The sequence below is a fragment of the Streptomyces sp. NPDC053432 genome, from assembly GCF_055585365.1.
This window is the reverse complement of sequence record NZ_JBVJKF010000027.1, coordinates 1-19,564: the sequence shown is the minus strand read 5'-3', so window position 1 is coordinate 19,564 and position 19,564 is coordinate 1. Positions and strand designations below refer to the sequence as shown.

Annotated in this window: 19 protein-coding genes; 13 read left to right on the top strand and 6 right to left on the bottom strand. The window is 71.0% G+C overall.

What is annotated here, in order from left to right; genetic code table 11:
* Positions 1 to 14: 14 nt before the first annotated feature.
* The 7 genes from ACZ6Y1_RS32395 to ACZ6Y1_RS32365 all read left to right on the top strand — a co-directional run bounded on the left by ACZ6Y1_RS32395 (position 15) and on the right by ACZ6Y1_RS32365 (position 7,148).
* Positions 15 to 824, top strand: coding sequence for an acetoacetate decarboxylase family protein (locus ACZ6Y1_RS32395; RefSeq protein ID WP_469638256.1), 810 nt, complete (start codon positions 15 to 17; stop codon positions 822 to 824).
* Between the two features lies 1 nt (position 825).
* Positions 826 to 1,710 carry an SDR family NAD(P)-dependent oxidoreductase gene (locus tag ACZ6Y1_RS32390; protein WP_469638253.1) on the top strand — a complete coding sequence of 295 codons (885 nt, stop codon included), beginning with the start codon at positions 826 to 828 and terminating at the stop codon, positions 1,708 to 1,710.
* 12 nt (positions 1,711 to 1,722) lie between these two features.
* Entirely contained in the window at positions 1,723 to 3,015 is a 1,293-nt protein-coding gene (locus ACZ6Y1_RS32385; protein ID WP_469638249.1) for an amidohydrolase family protein, read from the top strand.
* The gene (locus ACZ6Y1_RS32380; RefSeq protein WP_469638246.1) at positions 3,012 to 4,235 is read left to right on the top strand and encodes an amidohydrolase family protein; all 1,224 of its coding nucleotides are present in this window, start codon (positions 3,012 to 3,014) and stop codon (positions 4,233 to 4,235) included. The genes ACZ6Y1_RS32385 and ACZ6Y1_RS32380 overlap by 4 nt, the downstream gene beginning before the upstream one ends.
* Positions 4,236 to 4,430: 195 nt before the next feature.
* Positions 4,431 to 5,369 carry a sterol desaturase family protein gene (locus ACZ6Y1_RS32375; protein WP_469638243.1) on the top strand — a complete coding sequence of 313 codons (939 nt, stop codon included), beginning with the start codon at positions 4,431 to 4,433 and terminating at the stop codon, positions 5,367 to 5,369.
* Positions 5,366 to 6,052, top strand: coding sequence for a lysoplasmalogenase (locus ACZ6Y1_RS32370; protein WP_469638240.1), 687 nt, complete (start codon positions 5,366 to 5,368; stop codon positions 6,050 to 6,052). Before ACZ6Y1_RS32375 ends, ACZ6Y1_RS32370 begins: the two co-directional genes overlap by 4 nt.
* A 52-nt stretch (positions 6,053 to 6,104) precedes the next feature.
* Positions 6,105 to 7,148, top strand: a complete 1,044-nt coding sequence (locus ACZ6Y1_RS32365; RefSeq protein WP_469638237.1) for a zinc-dependent alcohol dehydrogenase family protein — start codon at positions 6,105 to 6,107, stop codon at positions 7,146 to 7,148.
* 78 nt (positions 7,149 to 7,226) lie between these two features.
* Here the strand turns inward: ACZ6Y1_RS32365 and ACZ6Y1_RS32360 are convergent, their stop codons facing one another.
* On the bottom strand, positions 7,227 to 8,771 hold the full coding sequence (locus tag ACZ6Y1_RS32360; protein WP_469638234.1) for a S8 family serine peptidase: 1,545 nt from the start codon (positions 8,769 to 8,771) through the stop codon (positions 7,227 to 7,229).
* Between the two features lie 257 nt (positions 8,772 to 9,028).
* Here ACZ6Y1_RS32360 and ACZ6Y1_RS32355 point away from each other — a divergent pair, with 257 nt between their 5' ends.
* From ACZ6Y1_RS32355 to moaA, 3 genes are all read left to right on the top strand, one after another.
* Positions 9,029 to 9,394, top strand: a complete 366-nt coding sequence (locus tag ACZ6Y1_RS32355; protein ID WP_469638230.1) for a DUF485 domain-containing protein — start codon at positions 9,029 to 9,031, stop codon at positions 9,392 to 9,394.
* Complete coding sequence (locus ACZ6Y1_RS32350) at positions 9,391 to 11,019, top strand: solute symporter family protein (RefSeq protein WP_469638227.1); 1,629 nt, start codon at positions 9,391 to 9,393, stop codon at positions 11,017 to 11,019. Before ACZ6Y1_RS32355 ends, ACZ6Y1_RS32350 begins: the two co-directional genes overlap by 4 nt.
* Before the next feature lie 178 nt (positions 11,020 to 11,197).
* Positions 11,198 to 12,187 (top strand): GTP 3',8-cyclase MoaA, encoded by a 990-nt coding sequence (moaA, locus tag ACZ6Y1_RS32345; RefSeq protein ID WP_469638224.1) that lies wholly within the window; start codon positions 11,198 to 11,200, stop codon positions 12,185 to 12,187.
* Between the two features lie 35 nt (positions 12,188 to 12,222).
* On the opposite strand, the gene ACZ6Y1_RS32340 is transcribed toward moaA, so the two are convergent.
* Positions 12,223 to 12,471: a hypothetical protein gene (locus ACZ6Y1_RS32340; RefSeq protein WP_469638221.1), complete on the bottom strand. Its 249-nt coding sequence runs from the start codon at positions 12,469 to 12,471 to the stop codon at positions 12,223 to 12,225.
* A 136-nt stretch (positions 12,472 to 12,607) separates the two neighbouring features.
* Complete coding sequence (locus ACZ6Y1_RS32335) at positions 12,608 to 12,886, bottom strand: DUF3099 domain-containing protein (RefSeq protein ID WP_469638491.1); 279 nt, start codon at positions 12,884 to 12,886, stop codon at positions 12,608 to 12,610.
* Positions 12,887 to 13,137: 251 nt separating this feature from the next.
* Here ACZ6Y1_RS32335 and ACZ6Y1_RS32330 point away from each other — a divergent pair, with 251 nt between their 5' ends.
* Positions 13,138 to 13,416, top strand: coding sequence for a GlsB/YeaQ/YmgE family stress response membrane protein (locus ACZ6Y1_RS32330; protein ID WP_469638218.1), 279 nt, complete (start codon positions 13,138 to 13,140; stop codon positions 13,414 to 13,416).
* 89 nt (positions 13,417 to 13,505) lie between these two features.
* Here the strand turns inward: ACZ6Y1_RS32330 and tyrS are convergent, their stop codons facing one another.
* From tyrS to ACZ6Y1_RS32315, 3 genes are all read right to left on the bottom strand, one after another.
* Positions 13,506 to 14,774 (bottom strand): tyrosine--tRNA ligase, encoded by a 1,269-nt coding sequence (gene tyrS / locus ACZ6Y1_RS32325; RefSeq protein ID WP_469638215.1) that lies wholly within the window; start codon positions 14,772 to 14,774, stop codon positions 13,506 to 13,508.
* Between the two features lie 66 nt (positions 14,775 to 14,840).
* Positions 14,841 to 16,244: a metallopeptidase TldD-related protein gene (locus tag ACZ6Y1_RS32320; protein WP_469638211.1), complete on the bottom strand. Its 1,404-nt coding sequence runs from the start codon at positions 16,242 to 16,244 to the stop codon at positions 14,841 to 14,843.
* A complete protein-coding gene (locus ACZ6Y1_RS32315) occupies positions 16,241 to 17,803 on the bottom strand; it encodes a TldD/PmbA family protein (protein WP_469638208.1) in 1,563 nt (520 codons plus the stop codon). The genes ACZ6Y1_RS32320 and ACZ6Y1_RS32315 overlap by 4 nt, the downstream gene beginning before the upstream one ends.
* A 145-nt stretch (positions 17,804 to 17,948) precedes the next feature.
* Between ACZ6Y1_RS32315 and fabG the strand changes: the two genes are divergently transcribed.
* Together fabG and fabI are read left to right on the top strand one after the other, a co-directional pair.
* Complete coding sequence (gene fabG, locus ACZ6Y1_RS32310; RefSeq protein ID WP_469638205.1) at positions 17,949 to 18,668, top strand: 3-oxoacyl-[acyl-carrier-protein] reductase; 720 nt, start codon at positions 17,949 to 17,951, stop codon at positions 18,666 to 18,668.
* A 5-nt stretch (positions 18,669 to 18,673) separates the two neighbouring features.
* Positions 18,674 to 19,444 carry an enoyl-ACP reductase FabI gene (fabI, locus tag ACZ6Y1_RS32305; RefSeq protein WP_469638202.1) on the top strand — a complete coding sequence of 257 codons (771 nt, stop codon included), beginning with the start codon at positions 18,674 to 18,676 and terminating at the stop codon, positions 19,442 to 19,444.
* Positions 19,445 to 19,564: the final 120 nt, after the last annotated feature.

Below are 19,564 nucleotides of genomic sequence, written 5' to 3'. Positions count from 1 at the left end.
GGTGGTGCGTGAACATGGCACGCGTACGGTACGGAGCGCGAACCGAGGCAGAGATCGCGGCGTCGCGCGAGAAGAGTTCCAAGCTCCCCGACATCTGGTCCACCGGAGTGGTGGCCGTCTGGGAGACCGACCCGGACGTGGTGGCGGCGGTCCTCCCGCCCCCGCTCAAGCCCGCCGAACGGCCCCTCGTACGGGCCAACATCAGCAAGGTCGACCTGCCCGGCTACCCCCTAGGCGCCGGCTCGGTGGCCGTCGCCGCCCAGCACGGCGGGGTCGAGGGCTGGTACCCGCTCGTCATGCCCATGAGCATGGAGCGCGCCCTGACCGGCGGCCGCGAGGTCTTCGGCGAACCCAAGAAGCTGGGCGAGATCACCGTCGACCGCGACGGCCTCGTCGTACGGGCCTCCCTCGCCCGGCACGGCATCGCCTTCGTGGAAGTACGCGGCGCCGTCGACCGCGAGCTGCCACTGCCCGAGCCCACGCAGAAGGTCGACTTCTACTTCAAGTTCCTGCCCGCGGTGGACGGCTCCGGATTCGACGTCGACCCGGTGCTCGTGCACTGCACCCGCAACGAGAAGGTCCGCAAGCTGGAGCACATCACCGGTGACGTGGTGCTCCGCGAGTCGATGTACGACCCGGTCGCCGACCTCCCGGTGCGCCGCGTCGTCGAGATCACCATCGGCGAGAAGACCACCGACCAGCAGGGCAGGGTCGTCGAACGGGTCAGCGCCCAGGCCCTGCTCCCCTACATCCACCAGCGCTACGACGACCCGATGCAGATCCTGGACGCACCCCCGTCGGGAAGCACGGAAGGCGGTGCCTGAGATGCGACTCGAACCAGGACAGGTGGCCGTGGTCACCGGCGCCGCGAGCGGCATCGGCCTCGCGATGGCCCGCCGCTTCGCCGCCGAGGGCCTGAAGGTGGTCCTCGCCGACGTGGAGGAGGGCGCCCTGAACAAGGCCGCCGCGGAGCTGACGGCCGGCGGGGCGGACGTCCTCGCGCGGACCGTGGACGTCAGCGACCGCGACTCCGTCGTCTCCCTCGCCGACGCCGTGTACGACGCCTTCGGCGCCGTGCACGTGCTGTGCAACAACGCGGGCGTCGGCTCCGGCGCCGAGGGCCGGATGTGGCAGCACGAGCCCAACGACTGGAAGTGGGCCTTCTCCGTCAACGTCTGGGGCGTCTTCCACGGCATCCAGGCCTTCGTCCCCCGCATGATCGAGGGCGGCGCCCCCGGCCACGTCGTCAACACCTCCTCCGGCGACGGCGGCATCGCCCCGCTGCCCACCGCCTCCGTGTACGCGGTCACCAAGGCGGCCGTGGTGACGATGACCGAGTCCCTCTACGCCCACCTCAAGGCCGAGGGCGCGGCCGTCGGCGCCTCCGTCCTCTTCCCCGGACCGCACATGCTGCGCACGGGACTGTGGGAGTCGCACCGCAACCGGCCCGAGCGCTACGCGAAAGAGCGGCCGCGCAAGTCCCCGTACCGCAGCCTCGACCAGTACGAGGCAGCCATGCGGCAGGCCGGGCACGAGGTGCACTTCACCCCCGTCGAGGAGGTCGCTGAGCACGTCGTCGACGGCATCCGCGCCGACCGCTTCTGGATGCTCCCGGCCAGCGAGCACAGCGACCGGCAGATCCGCGCCCGGTCGCAGTCGATGCTCGACCGCGCCAACCCCGCCTACCTGGAAAGCTTCATCCTCGACTGAGGGGCGTTTCGCGTGAGTGACACACCGTACGAAGACCCGTACCTGATCATCTCCTCCGACTGCCACGCCGGACTGCCGACCGAGCAGTACCGCCCCTACCTCGACTCCCGGTTCCACCCGCAGTTCGACGAGTTCCTGAGCCAGCGCGACGCCCGCCGCGAGGAGGCCACCCGCCTCGGCGTGCGCAACGAGGCCTTCGCCGAGAAGTGGTTCCATGACCACGAGGAGGGACTCAAGGGCGGCTGGGACACGGCGCAGCGGCTGAAGGAACTCGACGGCGACGGCGTGGCCGCCGAGGTCGTCTTCCCCGACGCGGACGCCGTCGACAGCCAGACCGCGGCCCCCTTCGGTGTGGGCCTCGGCCTCTCCGGAGACCAGGACCCCGAACTGGGCATGGCGGGCGCGCAGGCGCACAACCGCTGGCTCGCCGAGTTCGTCTCGCAGACCCCCGAACGCCACTGCGGGGTCGCCCTGCTCCCCATCACCGGCGAGCCGGACAAGGTCGTCGCCGAGATCCACCGGGCCAAGGAGTCCGGGCTCGGCGCGCTGATGATCCCCTCCATGTGGGTGGACAAGGCGCCCTACCACGACCGCCGCTACGACCCGGTCTGGGCGGCCGCTGCCGAGACGGCGATGCCGATCGTGACCCACTCGGGGGCCGCGCCCCGCCACGAGTACGGCGACCACCTGGGCATCTACGTCTCCGAGGTCACCTGGTGGCCGTCGCGCCCGCTGTGGTTCCTGCTGTGGTCAGGGGTCTTCGAGCGGCACCCGGGCCTGAAGTTCGGCGTGGCCGAGTCGGGGTGCTGGTGGCTGCCCAACCAGCTCTGGTTCATGGACCGCCTCTACCTCGGGGCCCACGGCGGCAAGAAGCTCTCCCCCTTCGCGGAGCTGAAGCGGCCGCCGAGCGAGTACCTCGACCGCCAGGTCTTCATCTGCGCGACGAACACCAAGCGCCGCGAACTCGCCCAGCGCTACGAGATCGGCGTCGACAACATCCTGTGGGGCTCGGACTTCCCGCACCCCGAGGGCACCTGGCCGGACACCCGGAACTGGCTGAGGAAGACCTTCCACGACATCCCGGTGGCCGAGACCCGCCGGATGCTCGGCCTGGCGGCGGCCGAGGTCTTCGGCTTCGACACCGGCAGGCTCGCCCCGATCGCCCGCCGGATCGGCCCCACGCCGGCCGAGCTGGGCCAGTCGCCCGACCAGGCGTCGGTGGAGGCCTCCTGGGCCCGCTCCCGCGAGGTGGGCCGGCACTGGCTGACGGAGAACGACTTCCCCGTGCTGGGGGTGGAGTCGTGACCTCGGAGGACCGCTACACGGTCATCTCGGCCGACTGCCACGCGGGCGCCGACCTGCTGGACTACAAGCCGTACCTGGAGAAGCGCTACCACGACGAGTTCGACGCCTGGGCCGCCACGTACGTCAACCCGTACGAGGACCTCCTCGCGGACACCGCGGACCGCAACTGGAACTCGGCGCGCCGCCTCGCCGAACTGGAGGCGGACGGCATCGTCGCGGAAGTCCTCTTCCCGAACACGATCCCGCCGTTCTTCCCCAAGGCCTCCCTGATGGCCCAGCCGCCGACGGCCGCGGAGTACGCGATGCGCTGGGCGGGACTCCAGGCCCACAACCGCTGGCTGGCCGACTTCTGCGCCGAGGCGCCGGGGCGGCGGGCCGGCGTGGTGCAGATCCTGCTCAACGACGTGGACGCGGCGGTCGCGGAGATCCGCCGCACCCGCGAGGCCGGGCTCACGGGCGGGATCCTGCTGCCCGGGGTCCCGCCGGGCTCCACCGTCCCCGAGCTCTACTCGGAGGCGTACGACCCGATCTGGGCGGTCTGCGACGAGCTGGACGTGCCGGTCAACCACCACGGCGGCTCGGCGTCCCCGCCGCTGGGCGACGAACCCGCGGCCCGCGCCGTCTTCATGGTCGAGACAACCTGGTTCTCGCACCGCGCCCTGTGGCACCTGATCTTCGGCGGCGCGTTCCGCCGGCACCCCGGCCTCAAGCTGGTCCTCACGGAGCAGGGCTCCGGCTGGATCCCGGGCGTGATCGAGATGCTGGACTACTACCACGGCCGCCTGGTCGCGGCCTCCGGGACGGCCGAGTCCAAGTTCGGGGCGGGCCTGGCGGACGCGATGGGCAAGGGCCCGAGCGAGGTCTGGCGGGACAACTGCTTCGTCGGCGCCAGCTTCATGCGGCCGCACGAGGTTCCGCTGCGGGAACGGATCGGCCTCGACAAGATCATGTGGGGCAGCGACTACCCCCACGACGAGGGCACCACCCCCTTCTCCCGCGAAGGCCTCCGCATCGCCTACGCGGGCCTCCCGCGGGAGGAGGTCGCCGCGATGGCCGGCGGCAACGCCGCCCGCGTGTACGGCTTCGACCTGTCCCTGCTGGACGCGGTCGCGGCGAAGCACGGCCCGCTGGTCTCGGAGATCGCCGAGCCGCTGACGACGGTCCCGGAGGGCGCCACCAGCCCGGCGTTCGCCCGAGGGGGCTCGGTCCGGGTCTGGTAGCCACGCGGCTCCCGCCGGAGCGGCTCGGTGCTGCAGCCGAGCCGCTCCGGCGGGAACAGCTCGGTGCCGAGCGGGTCGTCGGGCACCACGAGCCGGGTCAGGGCGGCAGCGATCGCGAACCCTCGGTAACCCCGATGGATACCGATCGGTAACAACCTCTAGCGGCACCCCTGAAGCCGCCTCTATGGTGCGGACATGCCGAACCTGCCCGATGTCGTGCTGTGGTCCATACCCGCCTTCGTACTGCTCACCGTCGTCGAGCTGGTGAGCTACCGCATCCATCCCGACGAGGACGCCGCCGGGTACGAGACCAAGGACGCCGTCACCAGCGTCGGCATGGGGCTCGGCAGCATCGGGTTCGACCTGCTCTGGAAGATCCCCGTCGTCGCGATCTACACAGCCGTGTACGAGCTGACGCCGCTGCGCGTGCCGTTCCTGTGGTGGACCTTCCCGCTCATGCTCCTCGCCCAGGACTTCTGCTACTACTGGCAGCACCGCGGCCACCACGTCATCCGCATCCTGTGGGCCTGCCACGTCGTCCACCACAGCAGCCGCAAGTTCAACCTCACCACCGCCCTGCGCCAGCCGTGGACCAGCGGCACCTCCTGGCCGTTCTACCTTCCGATGATCGCCCTCGGCGTGCACCCGGCCGCGATCGCCTTCTGCTACTCCGTCAACCTCGTCTACCAGTTCTGGATCCACACCGAGCGGATAGACAAGCTGCCCCGGCCCGTCGAGTACGTCTTCAACACCCCCTCCCACCACCGCGTCCACCACGCCTCCCAGGGCGGCTACCTGGACCGCAACTTCGGCGGGATCCTGATCATCTGGGACAGGATGTTCGGCTCCTGGGTGGCCGAGACCGACAAGCCCGTCTTCGGGCTGACCAAGAACATCAACACCTACAACCCGCTGCGCGTCGCCACCCACGAGTACGCCGCCATCGCCCGCGACGTACGGGCCGCCGACAGCTGGCGCGAGCGCGCCGGGCGGGTCTTCCGGGGCCCCGGCTGGCAGCCGGCGCCCGCCGGGGCGGGCGGGGGCGCGGGTGCGGCGGCTGTGCCGGCCAGTGCCGCGGGCGGAGCTCCGGCCGGTGCCGGGTCCGCTCAGGGCAGCCCGGAGCGTGCCGCGTGAGCACCGCCGAGTCCACGGACCGTCCCGCCCCTTCCTGGGCCGCCCAGGGGCCGGCCGCCGGCCGCGACCGCCTGGCCCGCATCGCACTCACCGGCTTCGCCGCGGCCACCGCCGTCGACCTCGGCTCGCTGCTCGCCGGCTGGCACCTCGGCCACGTCGTCACCAAGCCGCTGCTGATGCCGCTGCTCGTGGCGTACGTGATCGCGCGCGGCGCGCCCCGACTGCTGGTCGCCGCCCTGCTGTTCGGCTGGGGCGGGGACCTCGCCCTGCTCTTCGACGCCGAGCCCGCCTTCCTCGTCGGCATGGGCTCCTTCGCCGCCGGGCACGTCTGCTACCTCGTGCTCTTCGGCAAGCGGGCCGCGAACCCGCTGCTGGGGGGCGCGTACGTCCTCGCGCTCGTCGGGACGGTCGCGATGCTCTGGGCCGACCTCCCGCCGGACCTGCGCATCCCGGTCGCCGGATACAGCCTGCTGCTCACCGCCATGGCCTACCGCTCCAGCGCGCTGGGCGTCCGCGCCGGGATCGGCGGGGCGCTGTTCCTGCTCTCCGACACCCTCATCGCCACCGGCGTCGCCGCATGGCCCCAGCTGCCGAGGCCGGACTTCTGGATCATGGCCACGTACGTCGCGGCCCAGTACCTCCTGGCCACCGGCTCGACCAGCCCGGAAGCAGGCGTACGGTAGGGGGAGTCTTACAAGACTCAACCATTTCCCCGATCCGGAGGACTGCACCACCATGCGCGCCACCGTCATCCACGCCCCGCACGACATCCGCGTGGAGGAGGTGCCCGACGCCGCGATCCAGCGCCCCGAGGACGCCGTCGTCCGCGTCGTGCGCGCCTGCATCTGCGGCAGCGACCTTTGGGCCTACCGCGGCGAGGCCGCGCGCCGGCCCGGCCAGCGCATCGGCCACGAGTTCCTCGGAGTCGTCGAGGAGACCGGCTCCGCCGTGAGCGGGCTGAAGACCGGGGACCTCGTCGTCGCCCCCTTCATGTGGTCCGACGGCACCTGCGACTACTGCTCCGAGGGTCTGTACACCTCCTGCGTGCACGGCGGCTTCTGGGGCTCCGTCGGCTTCGACGGCGGCCAGGGCGAGGCCGTCCGCGTCCCGCACGCCGACGGCACGCTGGTGAAGCTGCCCGCGGACGCGGTCTCCGACGACCACCTGCTGACCGGTCTGCTCGCGCTCTCCGACGTCATGGGAACCGGCCACCACGCGGCCCTCGGCGCGGGTGTGCGCAAGGGCTCCACGGTCGCCGTCGTCGGTGACGGCGCGGTCGGCCTGTGCGGCGTCCTGGCGGCCAAGCGCCTCGGCGCCGACCGGATCATCGCACTGGGCCGCCACGAGGCCCGTACGGACATCGCCAAGCTCTTCGGGGCCACCGACGTCGTCGCCGAGCGAGGCGAGGCGGCCGAGGCGGCCGTCCGCGAACTCACCGGCGGCCAGGGCGCGCACGCGGTCATCGAGGCCGTCGGCACCGAGCAGTCCATGCGCACCGCCGTGAACATCACCCGCGACGGCGGGGCCATCGGCTACGTCGGCGTCCCGCACGGCAGCGGCACCGGCCTCGACCTCGGCGTGATGTTCGACCGCAACATCACCCTGCGCGGCGGCGTCGCCCCGGTCCGCGCGTACATCCCGGAGCTGCTGGAGGACGTCCTGTCCGGCGCGATCGACCCGTCGCCGGTCTTCGACCGCGCCGTGTCCCTGGACGAGGTCCCGGACGGCTACCGCGCGATGGACGACCGCAGCGCGCTCAAGGTGCTGATCAAGCCCTGACGCCCCGTAGCGGGAGCGGCCGGACGCGGAGAAGGGCCGGGCGGGTGATCCCCGCCCGGCCCTTCCCGTGTCAGCCGGTTACTTGACGGCCTTCAGCGCGTCGACCACGCCGTAGCCGTAGTAGCCCGTCTGGCCCCACTTGCTCTGGCAGGTGGTGGCGTTGATCAGCGTGCCCGTGGCGTCGTATATCTGCGCCGGGCAGTCCGTCTTGGTGGCCTGGGCCTTCAGCATCGCCTGGAGCTGCGACGGAGTGGCCGACGGGTGCGCGCTCTTCAGGAGCGCCGCGACGCCCGCCACGTGCGGGGTGGCCATCGAGGTGCCCTGCTTGTAGCCGAAGCCGCCGCCCGGGAGGGTGGACAGCACACGGCCGTTGGCGTCCGGGGTGGCCGGGACCTGCCACTTGTCGCCGCCGGGGGCGGCCACGTCCACGACCCCGAGGCCGTAGCTGGAGTAGTACGAGCGCAGGCCCTTGTCGCCCGTCGCCGACACCGTGACCACGCCCGGGAGCTGGGTGGGCAGGTCCAGGCAGACCTTCGGGTCGATGGTGCGGGGCACCACGGGGCCGTCGTCCGGGCTGGTGTCGTCGACGATCGAGTCGGCGGCCAGGTCCCAGTTCTCGTTGCCGGCCGCGGCCACGTTGAGCACGCCCTTGCGCTCGGCGTACTTGCTCGCCCGGGTGAGGGCCTCCACCAGCGCCTTCTGGTCGTCGTCCGTCTTGCAGTTGAAGTACCAGGGGTCGACGTAGTAGCTGTTGTTGGTCACCTCGATCCCCTTCTCGGCGGCGAACATGAAGCCGCAGACGACGGCCTCGGTGTAGAAGAGGCTGGTGCCGGGCTCGCTGACCTTGATGCCGGCCACCTTCACGCCGGGCGCGATGCCGCTGACGCCGACACCGTTGCGCGCGGCGGCGATGGTGCCCGCCACGTGGGTGCCGTGGTCGCTGCCGTCCGGGTACGGACGCCAGGCGCCCTCGGTGGTGTCCGCGACACCGCCGACGCAGTTGGCCGACTGCTCCTTGGAGAAGTTGGGGGCCAGATCGGGGTGGGTGTCGTCGACACCCGTGTCGATGACGCCCACCGTGACGTCACGGCTGCCATCGTTGATCTTGTGTGCCTGATCGGCCTTGATCGCCCGCAGGTCCCACTGGTTGGCCTCCAGCGGCTCCTGCCCCTCCTGCGCCGCCGCGGTCGCCTTCGCGGCGTCCGCCGCGCTCAGCTTCTGCGTGGTGCCCTCCTCGGTGGTCTGCACCGTCTGGAGGGGGGCCGTGCGGGTGGCGCCGACCGAGACGAAGAGGCCGCGGTTGGCGCGCAGCGTCTTGGCGAAGTCCGGGTTCTGCGAGTGCGCGACGATGACGCCGATCTGCTCATAGGACGTCACCACCGTTCCGCCGGCCCGCTCGACGGCCTTCTTCGCGGCCTGCACCGTGGCGTACGAGTTCAGGTTCGCCACGTACGACAGCTTGGGGCCGGTCGTCCCGGCCTTCGATGCCGCGGCCGTGTCCGCCGTGTTGCCCAGCGGGGCGGCCGAGGCCGCGACCGAGGGCAGGAAGGCGAGCGAGGCGGTGAGCGCCAGGCCGACCGGTACGGCGAGGGCACGCCGGCGGCCGGATCCCAGATGAGCCATGGGTTCTCCAGATCATCCTTGAGAAAGCCGTCCGTGCGCGGTCGCGACGGACGGGTTCATGACAGGCGAACCTAGCGTTCTCGTTCCCCTCTGCGCCATCAGTTCGAGAAATCAGTTCCCGAAGAATCAGTGAGTGTTGAACCGTCGCGACACGCCGTCCGTGCCGTTGACAGGGGGGATCAGCACCACCGTCCCCCCACACGGAGGTTGTTTTGTCCGTCTTCCCCCCTGCACCCGCGTCACAAGGAGAGCCCCCCGTGACCACCGAAGCAGCGCCGCCCCCGGGCGGCGCGGGAACGCCACTGCCGGGCCCCACGGCCGATGACTTCGAACGCGTCCAGCAGAGTGCCGAGTTCGCCGAACTGCGCGGCTCCTACCGCTCCTTCGCCTTCCCGCTCACCGTGGCCTTCATCGCCTGGTACCTGCTCTACGTGCTGCTGTCCAACTACGCGGGCGGCTTCATGGGGACCAAGCTCTTCGGCAACGTCAACGTCGCCCTCGTCCTCGGCCTCGCCCAGTTCGCGACGACCTTCCTCATCGCCTGGCTGTACTCGCGCCACGCGGCCTCCGAGCTCGACCCGAAGGCCTCGGCCATCAAGACGCGGATGGAGGCCGGGGAATGAGCGCGACGCTCCACGCCACCACGCTCGCGGCGGGCGCCAGTGAACACCGCCCGCTGATCATCACCCTGTTCGGCCTGTTCGTCGTCGCCACCCTCGTCATCACGGTCTGGGCCGGCCGGCAGACCAAGGACGCCGCCGACTTCTACGCGGGCGGGCGCCAGTTCACCGGCTTCCAGAACGGCCTGGCCATCTCCGGCGACTACATGTCCGCCGCGTCCTTCCTCGGCATCGCAGGAGCCATCGCCCTCTTCGGCTACGACGGCTTCCTCTACTCCATCGGCTTCCTCGTCGCCTGGCTGGTCGCCCTGCTGCTCGTCGCCGAGCCGCTGCGCAACTCCGGCCGCTACACGATGGGCGACGTCCTCGCGTTCCGGATGCGCCAGCGGCCCGTGCGCACCGCCGCGGGCACCTCCACCATCGTGGTCTCGATCTTCTACCTGCTGGCCCAGATGGCGGGCGCGGGCGTGCTCGTCTCGCTGCTGCTGGGCATCACCAACGACGGCGGCAAGGTGGCTGTCGTCGCGCTGGTCGGCGTCCTGATGATCGTCTACGTGACCATCGGAGGCATGAAGGGCACCACCTGGGTGCAGATGATCAAGGCGGTCCTGCTGATCGCGGGCGCCCTGCTGATCACCTTCCTGGTGCTGGTGAAGTTCAACTTCAACATCTCCGCCCTGCTGGGCCAGGCGGCCGAGAACAGCGGCCAGGGCACGAAGTTCCTGGAGCCCGGACTCAAGTACGGCAAGGACTCGCTCACCAAGCTGGACTTCATCTCGCTCGGCCTCGCCCTGGTCCTGGGCACCGCCGGCCTGCCGCACATCCTGATCCGCTTCTACACCGTGCCCACCGCCAAGGCCGCCCGCAAGTCCGTGAACTGGGCCATCGGCATCATCGGCGCCTTCTACCTGATGACCATCGCCCTCGGCTTCGGCGCCGCGGCCCTCCTCAAGCGCGCCGACATCCTCGCCTCGAACAAGGCGGGCAACACGGCGGCCCCGCTGCTCGCCCAGGAGATCGGCGGCGGCGCCGACTCCACCGGCGGCGCCATCCTGCTCGCCGTGATCTCCGCGGTCGCCTTCGCCACCATCCTCGCCGTGGTCGCGGGCCTCACCCTGGCCTCGTCCTCGTCCTTCGCGCACGACATCTACGTCAACGTCATCCGCAAGGGCCAGGCCTCCGAGAAGGAGGAGGTGCGCGCCGCCCGCTGGTCCACCGTGGTCATCGGGGCCGTCGCGATCTTCCTGGGGGCCCTCGCCCGCGACATGAACGTCGCCGGCCTGGTCGCCCTCGCCTTCGCGGTCGCAGCCTCCGCCAACCTGCCGACGATCCTCTACAGCCTCTTCTGGAAGCGCTTCACCACCCGGGGCGCCCTCTGGTCGATCTACGGCGGCCTGGTCTCGGCGGTCGGCCTGGTGCTGTTCTCGCCGGTCGTCTCCGGCAAGCCCACCTCGATGTTCAAGGACGCCGACTTCTACTGGTTCCCCCTGGAGAACCCCGGCATCATCTCCATCCCGCTCGGCTTCCTGCTGGGCTGGCTGGGAACCGTCCTGTCCAAGGAGAAGGCCGACCCGCGGAAGTTCGCCGAGCTGGAAGTGCGCTCCCTCACCGGAACAGGGGCCCACTGAAATCGTCCGAACACCCAGCGTGGCCGCGTCGTACCTTTTGACGACGCGGCCACGTTACGTCTCGTTCATTCGGGCACCTCTGCACGACACACACGTCCCGTAGTCTCGGACATAGAACGCGCGAGGTGGATCCACTGCCGCGCGTACCTCGACTTCCGGACAGGGGAGGGGGCCAACAGTGCTTCTCGACACGTACGGCCGCGTGGCCACTGACCTGCGGGTCTCGCTCACCGACCGGTGCAACCTGCGCTGTACCTACTGCATGCCCGAAGAGGGCCTGCAGTGGCTCGGGAAGTCCGACCTCCTCACCGACGACGAGATCGTCCGGCTGATCCGCATCGCGGTCACCCGGCTCGGGATCACCGAGGTCCGCTTCACCGGCGGCGAGCCGCTGCTCCGCCCCGGCCTGGTCGGGATCGTCGAGCAGTGCGCGGCCCTGGAACCCCGCCCCAAGATGTCCCTGACCACCAACGGCATCGGCCTCAAGCGCACCGCGGTGGCCCTGAAGGCCGCCGGCCTGGACCGCGTGAACGTTTCCCTGGACACCCTGCGGCCCGAGGTCTTCAAGACCCTCACCCGCCGCGACCGGCACCAGGACGTCATCGACGGCATGGCCGCGGCCCGCGAGGCCGGCCTGACCCCCGTCAAGGTCAACGCCGTGCTGATGCCCGGCCTCAACGACGACGAGGCCCCGGACCTGCTCGCCTGGGCTGTCGAGAACGAGTACGAGCTCCGCTTCATCGAGCAGATGCCCCTCGACGCCCAGCACGGCTGGAAGCGCGACGGCATGATCACCGCCGGGGACATCCTGCAGTCGCTGCGCACCCGCTTCACGCTCACCGAGGAAGGCGCCGACGAGCGCGGCTCCGCCCCCGCCGAGCGCTGGGTGGTCGACGGCGGCCCGGCCACCGTCGGTGTGATCGCCTCGGTCACGCGCCCGTTCTGCGGAGCCTGCGACCGTACCCGGCTCACGGCCGACGGCCAGGTCCGTACGTGCCTCTTCGCCACCGAGGAGTCGGACCTGCGCGCGGCCCTGCGCTCGGGCGCCCCGGACGAGGAGATCGCCCGGCTCTGGAAGGTCGCGATGTGGGGGAAGAAGGCCGGGTCCGGCCTCGACCTCCCGACCTTCTCGCAGCCCGAGCGCCCGATGTCGGCGATCGGCGGCTGACCCGCCCCGCCGGGGCCCGATCCGAAGGGCACCCCCTAGAGGCGCTCCGAGCCCTCCGGCTGCACCCACTCGTCGAGCTTCACGACGTCCTTGAGGAAACCGCGGACCCCCAGGAACTGGGAGAGGTGTTCACGGTGCTCCTCGCACGCGAGCCAGGTCTTGCGCCGCTCCGGCGTGTGCAGCTTCGGGTTGTTCCACGCCAGGACCCATACGGCGGCGTCGCGGCAGCCCTTGGCGGAGCAGGTGGGGGTCTCTTCGGGGCCGGAGAAGTCAGAGGAAGTCACGGCCCAACCCTAGAACGGAAAGGCGACGCCGAGCAGCCACGGGGGGAGCTGCCCGGCGTCGGTCCGTCGCTCCGACGGGGGATGCGGAGCGCGTGAGCAGTATGTCACGCAGGACCCGGTGCGGTGCACCGGAACTTCATGATTGATCTGAGCTTTTCCTGAGGTTCCCCGCGTCCAGCGCGGGCCGCACCGGACTCGGGATGAAGTTCGACGGCAGCGAGGGCGTCGACTCGCGCCCCGCGTTGGCGATGACCACCGCGACGTAGGGGAGCAGGGCACCCGCGACGAGCGTCACGATCGCCACGGGGCGCTGCACGTTCCACAAGAGCACGGTCGCGATGACCGACAGCGTCCTGATCGCCATCGAGATGACGTATCTGCGCTGGCGGCCGCGTACGTCCTCCGCGAGGGCCATCCGCGCCCCGGTGATCCGGAAGACCTCGGTCCCGTTCCGCTTCTGCCGCTTCGTGCGTGTCACGCTCCACCACCCGTTCAGCCGCCGGACGTCCCCGGTCCGGACGCATCCCACGGTACGCCGCGCCCGCGGGAGCGAGGAGAGGGGGTGCCCCACGGGCTCGCCCGAACGGGTCCGCCCGAAATGCGAGCTGAGCCGTACGGGTCGAGACTGGGCCCACGTGCGCACACTGCGCCAGGAGGAGGCTGGACATGTCTTGGTTGTGGGCGATCATCGTCGGTTTCGTGCTGGGCCTGATTGCCAAGGCCATCCTGCCGGGCAAGCAGCACCAGCCCCTCTGGCTCACCACCCTCTTCGGCATCATCGGCTCGGTCCTGGGCAACGCCGTCGCCACCTGGATCGGCGTGGCCGACACCAAGGGCATCGACTGGACCCGCCACCTGCTGCAGCTCGCGGGAGCCGTCCTCATCGTCGGGTTGGGTGAGATGGGCTACAAGTCGATCCGGGGCGGCAGGCGGCAGACGACCTGAGCGCGTCCCGAACGCGGCGGAGGGCCGGTGCGGACTGTTCGTCCGCACCGGCCCTCCGCCGTGTCCCGCGCGCAGGCCCGCGGCAGCCCTCAGGCGCCGGTGACCTCGACCGCGGCCAGGTTCTTCTTGCCGCGGCGCAGCACCAGCCAGCGCCCGTGGAGCAGGTCCTCCTCGGCGGGGACCGCGTCCTCGGCGGTGACCTTCACGTTGTTCACGTAGGCGCCGCCCTCCTTCACGGTCCGGCGGCCAGCCGACTTGCTCGCGACCAGACCCGTCTCCGCGAGCAGGTCGACGACCAGGCCCGGCTCCGCCACCGTGGCGCGCGGCAGCTCGGACAGGGCCGCAGCCAGCGTGGCCTCGTCCAGCTCCGCCAGCTCGCCCTGACCGAACAGCGCCTTCGACGCGGCGATCACCGCGGCGCACTGGTCGGCGCCGTGCACCAGCGTCGTCAGCTCCTCGGCCAGCGCCCGCTGCGCGGCACGCGCCTGCGGCCGCTCGGCGGTCTGCGCCTCCAGCGCCTCCAACTCCTCACGGCTCTGGAAGGACAGGATCCGCATGTAGGTGGAGATGTCCCGGTCGTCCACGTTCAGCCAGAACTGGTAGAACGCGTACGGCGTGGTCAGCTCCGGGTCGAGCCAGACGGCGCCGCCCTCGGTCTTGCCGAACTTGGTGCCGTCCGCCTTGACCATGAGCGGGGTCGCCAGCGCGTGCACGTGCGCCTCCGGCTCGACCCGGTGGATCAGGTCGAGGCCGGCCGTCAGGTTGCCCCACTGGTCGGAGCCGCCCTGCTGGAGGGTGCAGCCGTGGCGCCGGTACAGCTCCAGGAAGTCCATGCCCTGGAGCAGCTGGTAGCTGAACTCCGTGTAGCTGATGCCCTGGTCGGACTCCAGCCGCTTGGCGACCGAGTCCTTGGTCAGCATCTTGTTGACGCGGAAGTGCTTGCCGATGTCCCGCAGGAACTCGATGGCGGACATGCCCGCCGTCCAGTCCAGGTTGTTCACCATGACCGCGGCGTTCTCGCCCTCGAAGGACAGGAACGGCTCGATCTGCGAACGCAGCCGGTTGACCCACTCCGCGATGACCGTGGGGTCGTTCAGGGTTCGCTCCGCCGTCGGACGCGGGTCACCGATCTGCCCGGTGGCCCCGCCGACCAGCGCCAGCGGCCGGTTGCCGGCCAGCTGGAGCCGGCGCATCGTGAGCACCTGGACCAGGTGTCCCACGTGCAGCGAGGCCGCGGTCGGGTCGTAGCCGCAATAGAAGGTGACGGGACCGTCCGCGAACGCCTTGCGCAGCGCTTCTTCGTCGGTGGACTGGGCGAACAGCCCGCGCCACTTCAGTTCGTCGACGATGTCCGTCACGATCTCTCGACTCCTTCGGAGGATGGATGTTGCAACACTTAGTTGCAAGAGATCAGTCTAGGCCGGTCAGACGCCCTTGCTCACCGAACTCATGTTGAAGTCCGGGATGCGGACGGGCGGCATCGAGGCCCTCGTGAACCAGTCGCCCCACTCGCGCGGAAGGGTCTTCTCGGTCCGCCCGGCCTCCGTCGCCCGCGACAGCAGGTCGACCGGGGACTCGTTGAACCGGAAGTTGTTGACCTCACCGACGACCTGCCCGTTCTCCACCAGGTAGACGCCGTCCCGGGTCAGCCCCGTGAGCAGCAGGGTGGCCGGGTCGACCTCGCGGATGTACCAGAGGCAGGTCAGCAGCAGACCCCGCTCGGTGGAGGCCACCATCTCGTCCAGGGACTTCTCCCCGCCCCCGTCCAGGATGAGGTTCCCGAACGCGGGGGAGAGCGGCAGACCGGTCAGTGCGGCGGTGTGCCGGGTCGTGGTCAGCCGGGTCAGCTCGCCGTCGCGGATCCACTCGGTCGCCGGGACCGGCAGGCCGTTGTCGAAGACCGACGCGTCGTCCCCGGAGCTGTGCGCGATCACGAACGGCGCGGACTCCAGTCCGGGCGCGTTCGGGTCGCTGCGCAGGGTCAGCGGCAGCTCGGACAGCCTTTCGCCGACCCGGGTGCCGCCGCCGGGCTTGGAGAAGACCGTACGCCCCTCGGCCGCGTCCCGGGCCGCCGCCGACCACATCTGGTAGATCAGCAGGTCGGCCACGGCCGTGGGCGGCAGCAGCGTCTCGTACCGCCCGGCCGGCAGGTCGATCCTCCGCTCCGCCCAGCCCAGCCGGACGGCGAGCTCCGCGTCGAGCGCGGTCGGGTCCACGTCCTTGAAGTCCCGGGTGGCGCGTCCGGCCCAGGCGGAACGCTGCCGGTCCGGAGACTTCGCGTTGAGCTCCAGGGTCCCCTTGGGCTGGTCGTGGCGCAGCCGCAGGCCCGTCGAGGTGCCGACGTACGTGGAGACCAACTCGTGGTTGGCGAAGCCGTACAGCTCCCGGCCGCCCGCACGGGCCCGGGCGAAGGCCTCGCCGAGGGCCGGGGCGAAGTCGGCGAACACCGCGGAGGAGGTCTCGGCCGGGGCGTCGGTGAAGTCCGGCGAGGCCGGGGTCCCGGTCACCAGCGGCTGCGCGTCCTCGGCGGCCCCGGCCCCGCGGGCCGCGGCCTCGGCGGCCCGCACCAGCGGCTCCAGGTCCGCGGCCGTGACGGCGGAGCGCGAGACGACCCCCGAGGCCGTGCCCTCCTTGCCGTCGACCGTGGCGATGACGGTCAGCGTCCGGCCGCGGGTGACGCCGTTCGTGGTCAGCGCGTTGCCCGCCCAGCGCAGGTTCGCGGTCGACTCCTCGTCGGCGATCACGACGCAGCCGTCGGCGGTGGACAGCTCCAGGGCCCGCTCGACGATCTCGTGGGGCTTGCTGCGTCCGTTCGAAAGGGTGCTCATCGGCCGGCCTCCTGCGTGGTGTTCAAGATGTTCACGTCGCGGAACAGCGCGGACGGGCAGCCGTGCGAGACCGCCGCGACCTGCCCCGGCTGGGCCTTGCCGCAGTTGAAGGCGCCGCCCAGGACGTAGGTCTGCGGGCCGCCGACCTTCTCCATCGAGCCCCAGAAGTCGGTGGTCGTGGCCTGGTACGCGACATCGCGCAGCTGCCCGGCCAGGCGGCCGTTCTCGATGCGGAAGAACCGCTGGCCGGTGAACTGGAAGTTGTAGCGCTGCATGTCGATCGACCAGGAGCGGTCGCCGACCACGTAGATCCCGCGCTCCACCCCGCCGATCAGGTCCTCGGTGGACAGCCCGCCCGGATCCGGCTGCAGCGACACGTTCGCCATCCGCTGCACCGGCACGTGCCCGGGCGAGTCGGCGTAGGCGCAGCCGTTGGAGCGGCCGAGCCCGGTCAGCTTCGCGATGCGGCGGTCCAGCTGGTAGCCGACCAGGGTGCCGTCCTTGACCAGGTCCCAGCTCTGCGCCTCGACGCCCTCGTCGTCGAAGCCGATGGTGGCCAGACCGTGCTCGGCGGTGCGGTCGCCGGTCACGTTCATGATCGGGGAGCCGTACTTGAGCTTGCCCAGCTGGTCGAAGGTGGCGAACGAGGTCCCGGCGTACGCGGCCTCGTAGCCCAGCGCCCGGTCGAGCTCGGTGGCGTGGCCGATGGACTCGTGGATGGTGAGCCACAGGTTGGACGGGTCCACGACCAGGTCGTAGCGCCCGGCCTGCACGCTCGGCGCCCGCATCTTCTCGGCGAGCAGGCCGGGGATCTCCTCCAGCTCGGCGTTCCAGTCCCAGCCGGTCCCCGTCAGGTACTCCCAGCCGCGGCCGGCGGGCGGGGCGATGGTGCGCATCGAGTCGAACTCGCCGGTGGAGCCGTTGACGGCGACCGCCGTGAGCTGCGGGTGGATCCGCACGCGCTGCTGCGTGGTCACGGTGCCCGCGGTGTCGGCGTAGAACTTGTTCTCGTGCACGGCGAGCAGCGAGGCGTCCACGTGCGCGACGCCCTCGGCCGCCAGCAGCCGCGAGCTCCAGTCGGCGAGCAGCGCCGCCTTCTCCGCGTCCGGCACCTCGAAGGGGTTCACGTCGTAGGCGGAGATCCAGGTCCGCTCCGCGTGCACGGGCTCCTCGGCGAGCTCCACCCGTTCGTCGGAACCGGCGGCCTTGATCACCTGCGCCGACAGCTTCGCCATGGCCACGGCCTGCGAGGCCACCTTGGCGGCGCCGTCCATCGTCAGGTCCACGCCGGAGGCGAACCCCCAGCTGCCCCCGTGCACCACACGGACCGCGTACCCGAGGTCCGTGGTGTCGGACCCGCCGGAGGGTTTGGCGTCCCGCAGGCGCCAGGAGGCGCTGCGGATCCGCTCCAGCCGGAAGTCGGCGTGCTCGGAGCCCAGCGCACGGGCCCGCGCGAGCGCCGCGTCGGCGAGCGCCCGCAGGGGCAGCGCGGTGAAGGCCGCGTCGATGGAATGGGGCACGGAAGTCCTCCCGGGGTCGGGGCCGGTCGCCCCGATCATGTCGCGATCGAGGCGCGTGTGCCTACATCTTTCTGTAGGGACTCGACAGAGCCCGTCGCAAGGCCCTGTCGGAGGTCGATTCTCCGTACCGGGGATGGGACCTATAGGTTTTCGGTATTCAGACCGCTATCGAAAGGGTGATCCGTTGAGCCGCTCGGTTCTCGTCACCGGAGGTAACCGGGGCATTGGCCTCGCCATCGCCCGAGCCTTCGCGGAGGCCGGAGACAAGGTCGCGATCACGTACCGGTCGGGTGAGCCGCCGGAGGCGCTCACCGCGCTCGGCGTCCTGGCGGTCCGCTGCGACATCACCGACTCCGAGCAGGTGGAGCAGGCCTACAAGCAGATCGAGGACGCGCACGGCGCGGTCGAGGTGCTCGTGGCCAACGCCGGGATCACCAAGGACACGCTGCTGATGCGCATGTCCGAGGAGGACTTCACGGCGGTCGTCGACACCAACCTCACCGGTACCTTCCGGGTGGTCAAGCGCGCGAACCGGGGCATGCTGCGGGCCAAGAAGGGCCGCGTCGTCCTGATCTCCTCGGTCGTCGGGCTCCTCGGCTCGGCCGGCCAGGCCAACTACGCGGCCTCCAAGGCCGCCCTCGTCGGATTCGCCCGCTCGCTCGCCCGTGAGCTGGGCTCGCGCAACATCACCTTCAACGTGGTCGCCCCCGGTTTCGTGGACACCGACATGACGAAGGTGCTCACCGACGAGCAGCGCGCGGGCATCGTGGGCCAGGTGCCGCTCGGCCGCTACGCGCAGCCCGAGGAGATCGCCGCGGCCGTGAGCTTCCTGGCGTCCGACGCCGCCTCGTACATCACCGGAGCCGTCATTCCCGTTGACGGCGGATTGGGCATGGGTCACTGATCACCATGAGCGGAATTCTCGACGGCAAGCGCATCCTCATCACCGGGGTGCTGATGGAGTCGTCCATCGCCTTCCACGCCGCCAAGCTGGCCCAGGAGCAGGGCGCCGAGGTCATCCTCACCGCCTGGCCGCGCCCGTCGCTGACCGAGCGCATCGCCAAGAAGCTGCCCAAGCCCGTCAAGGTGATCGAGCTCGACGTCACCAACGAGGAGCACCTGGCCCGCCTCGAAGGCCTGGTCCGCGAGGAGCTCGGCGGCCTCGACGGCGTCGTCCACTCGATCGGCTTCGCCCCGCAGGACGCCCTCGGCGGCAACTTCCTCAACACCCCGTTCGAGTCGGTCGCGACCGCCATGCACGTCTCGGCGTTCTCGCTGAAGTCGCTGACCATGGCCTGCAAGCCGCTGTTCCCGGCGGAGGGCGCGGCCGTCGTCGGCCTCACCTTCGACGCGCAGTTCGCCTGGCCGCAGTACGACTGGATGGGCCCGGCCAAGGCCGCGCTGGAGGCCACCAGCCGCTACCTCGCCCGCGACCTGGGCAAGGAGAACATCCGCTGCAACCTGATCTCGGCCGGCCCCCTCGGCTCGATGGCCGCCAAGTCGATCCCCGGCTTCGGCGAGCTGGCGGACACCTGGAACCACCGCTCCATGCTGGAGTGGGACATGACCGACCCGGAGCCCACCGGCCGCGGCGTCGTGGCCCTGCTGTCGGACTGGTTCCCGAAGACCACCGGCGAGATCGTCCACGTGGACGGCGGTCTGCACGCCATGGGTGCCTGACCGGCTCCCGCGCACGTACGGCGGCGGGGGGGGGGGGGGGGGGGGGGGGGGGGGGGGGGGGGGGGGGGGGGGGGGGGGGGGGGGGGGGGGGGGGGGGGGGGGGGGGGGGGGGGGGGGGGG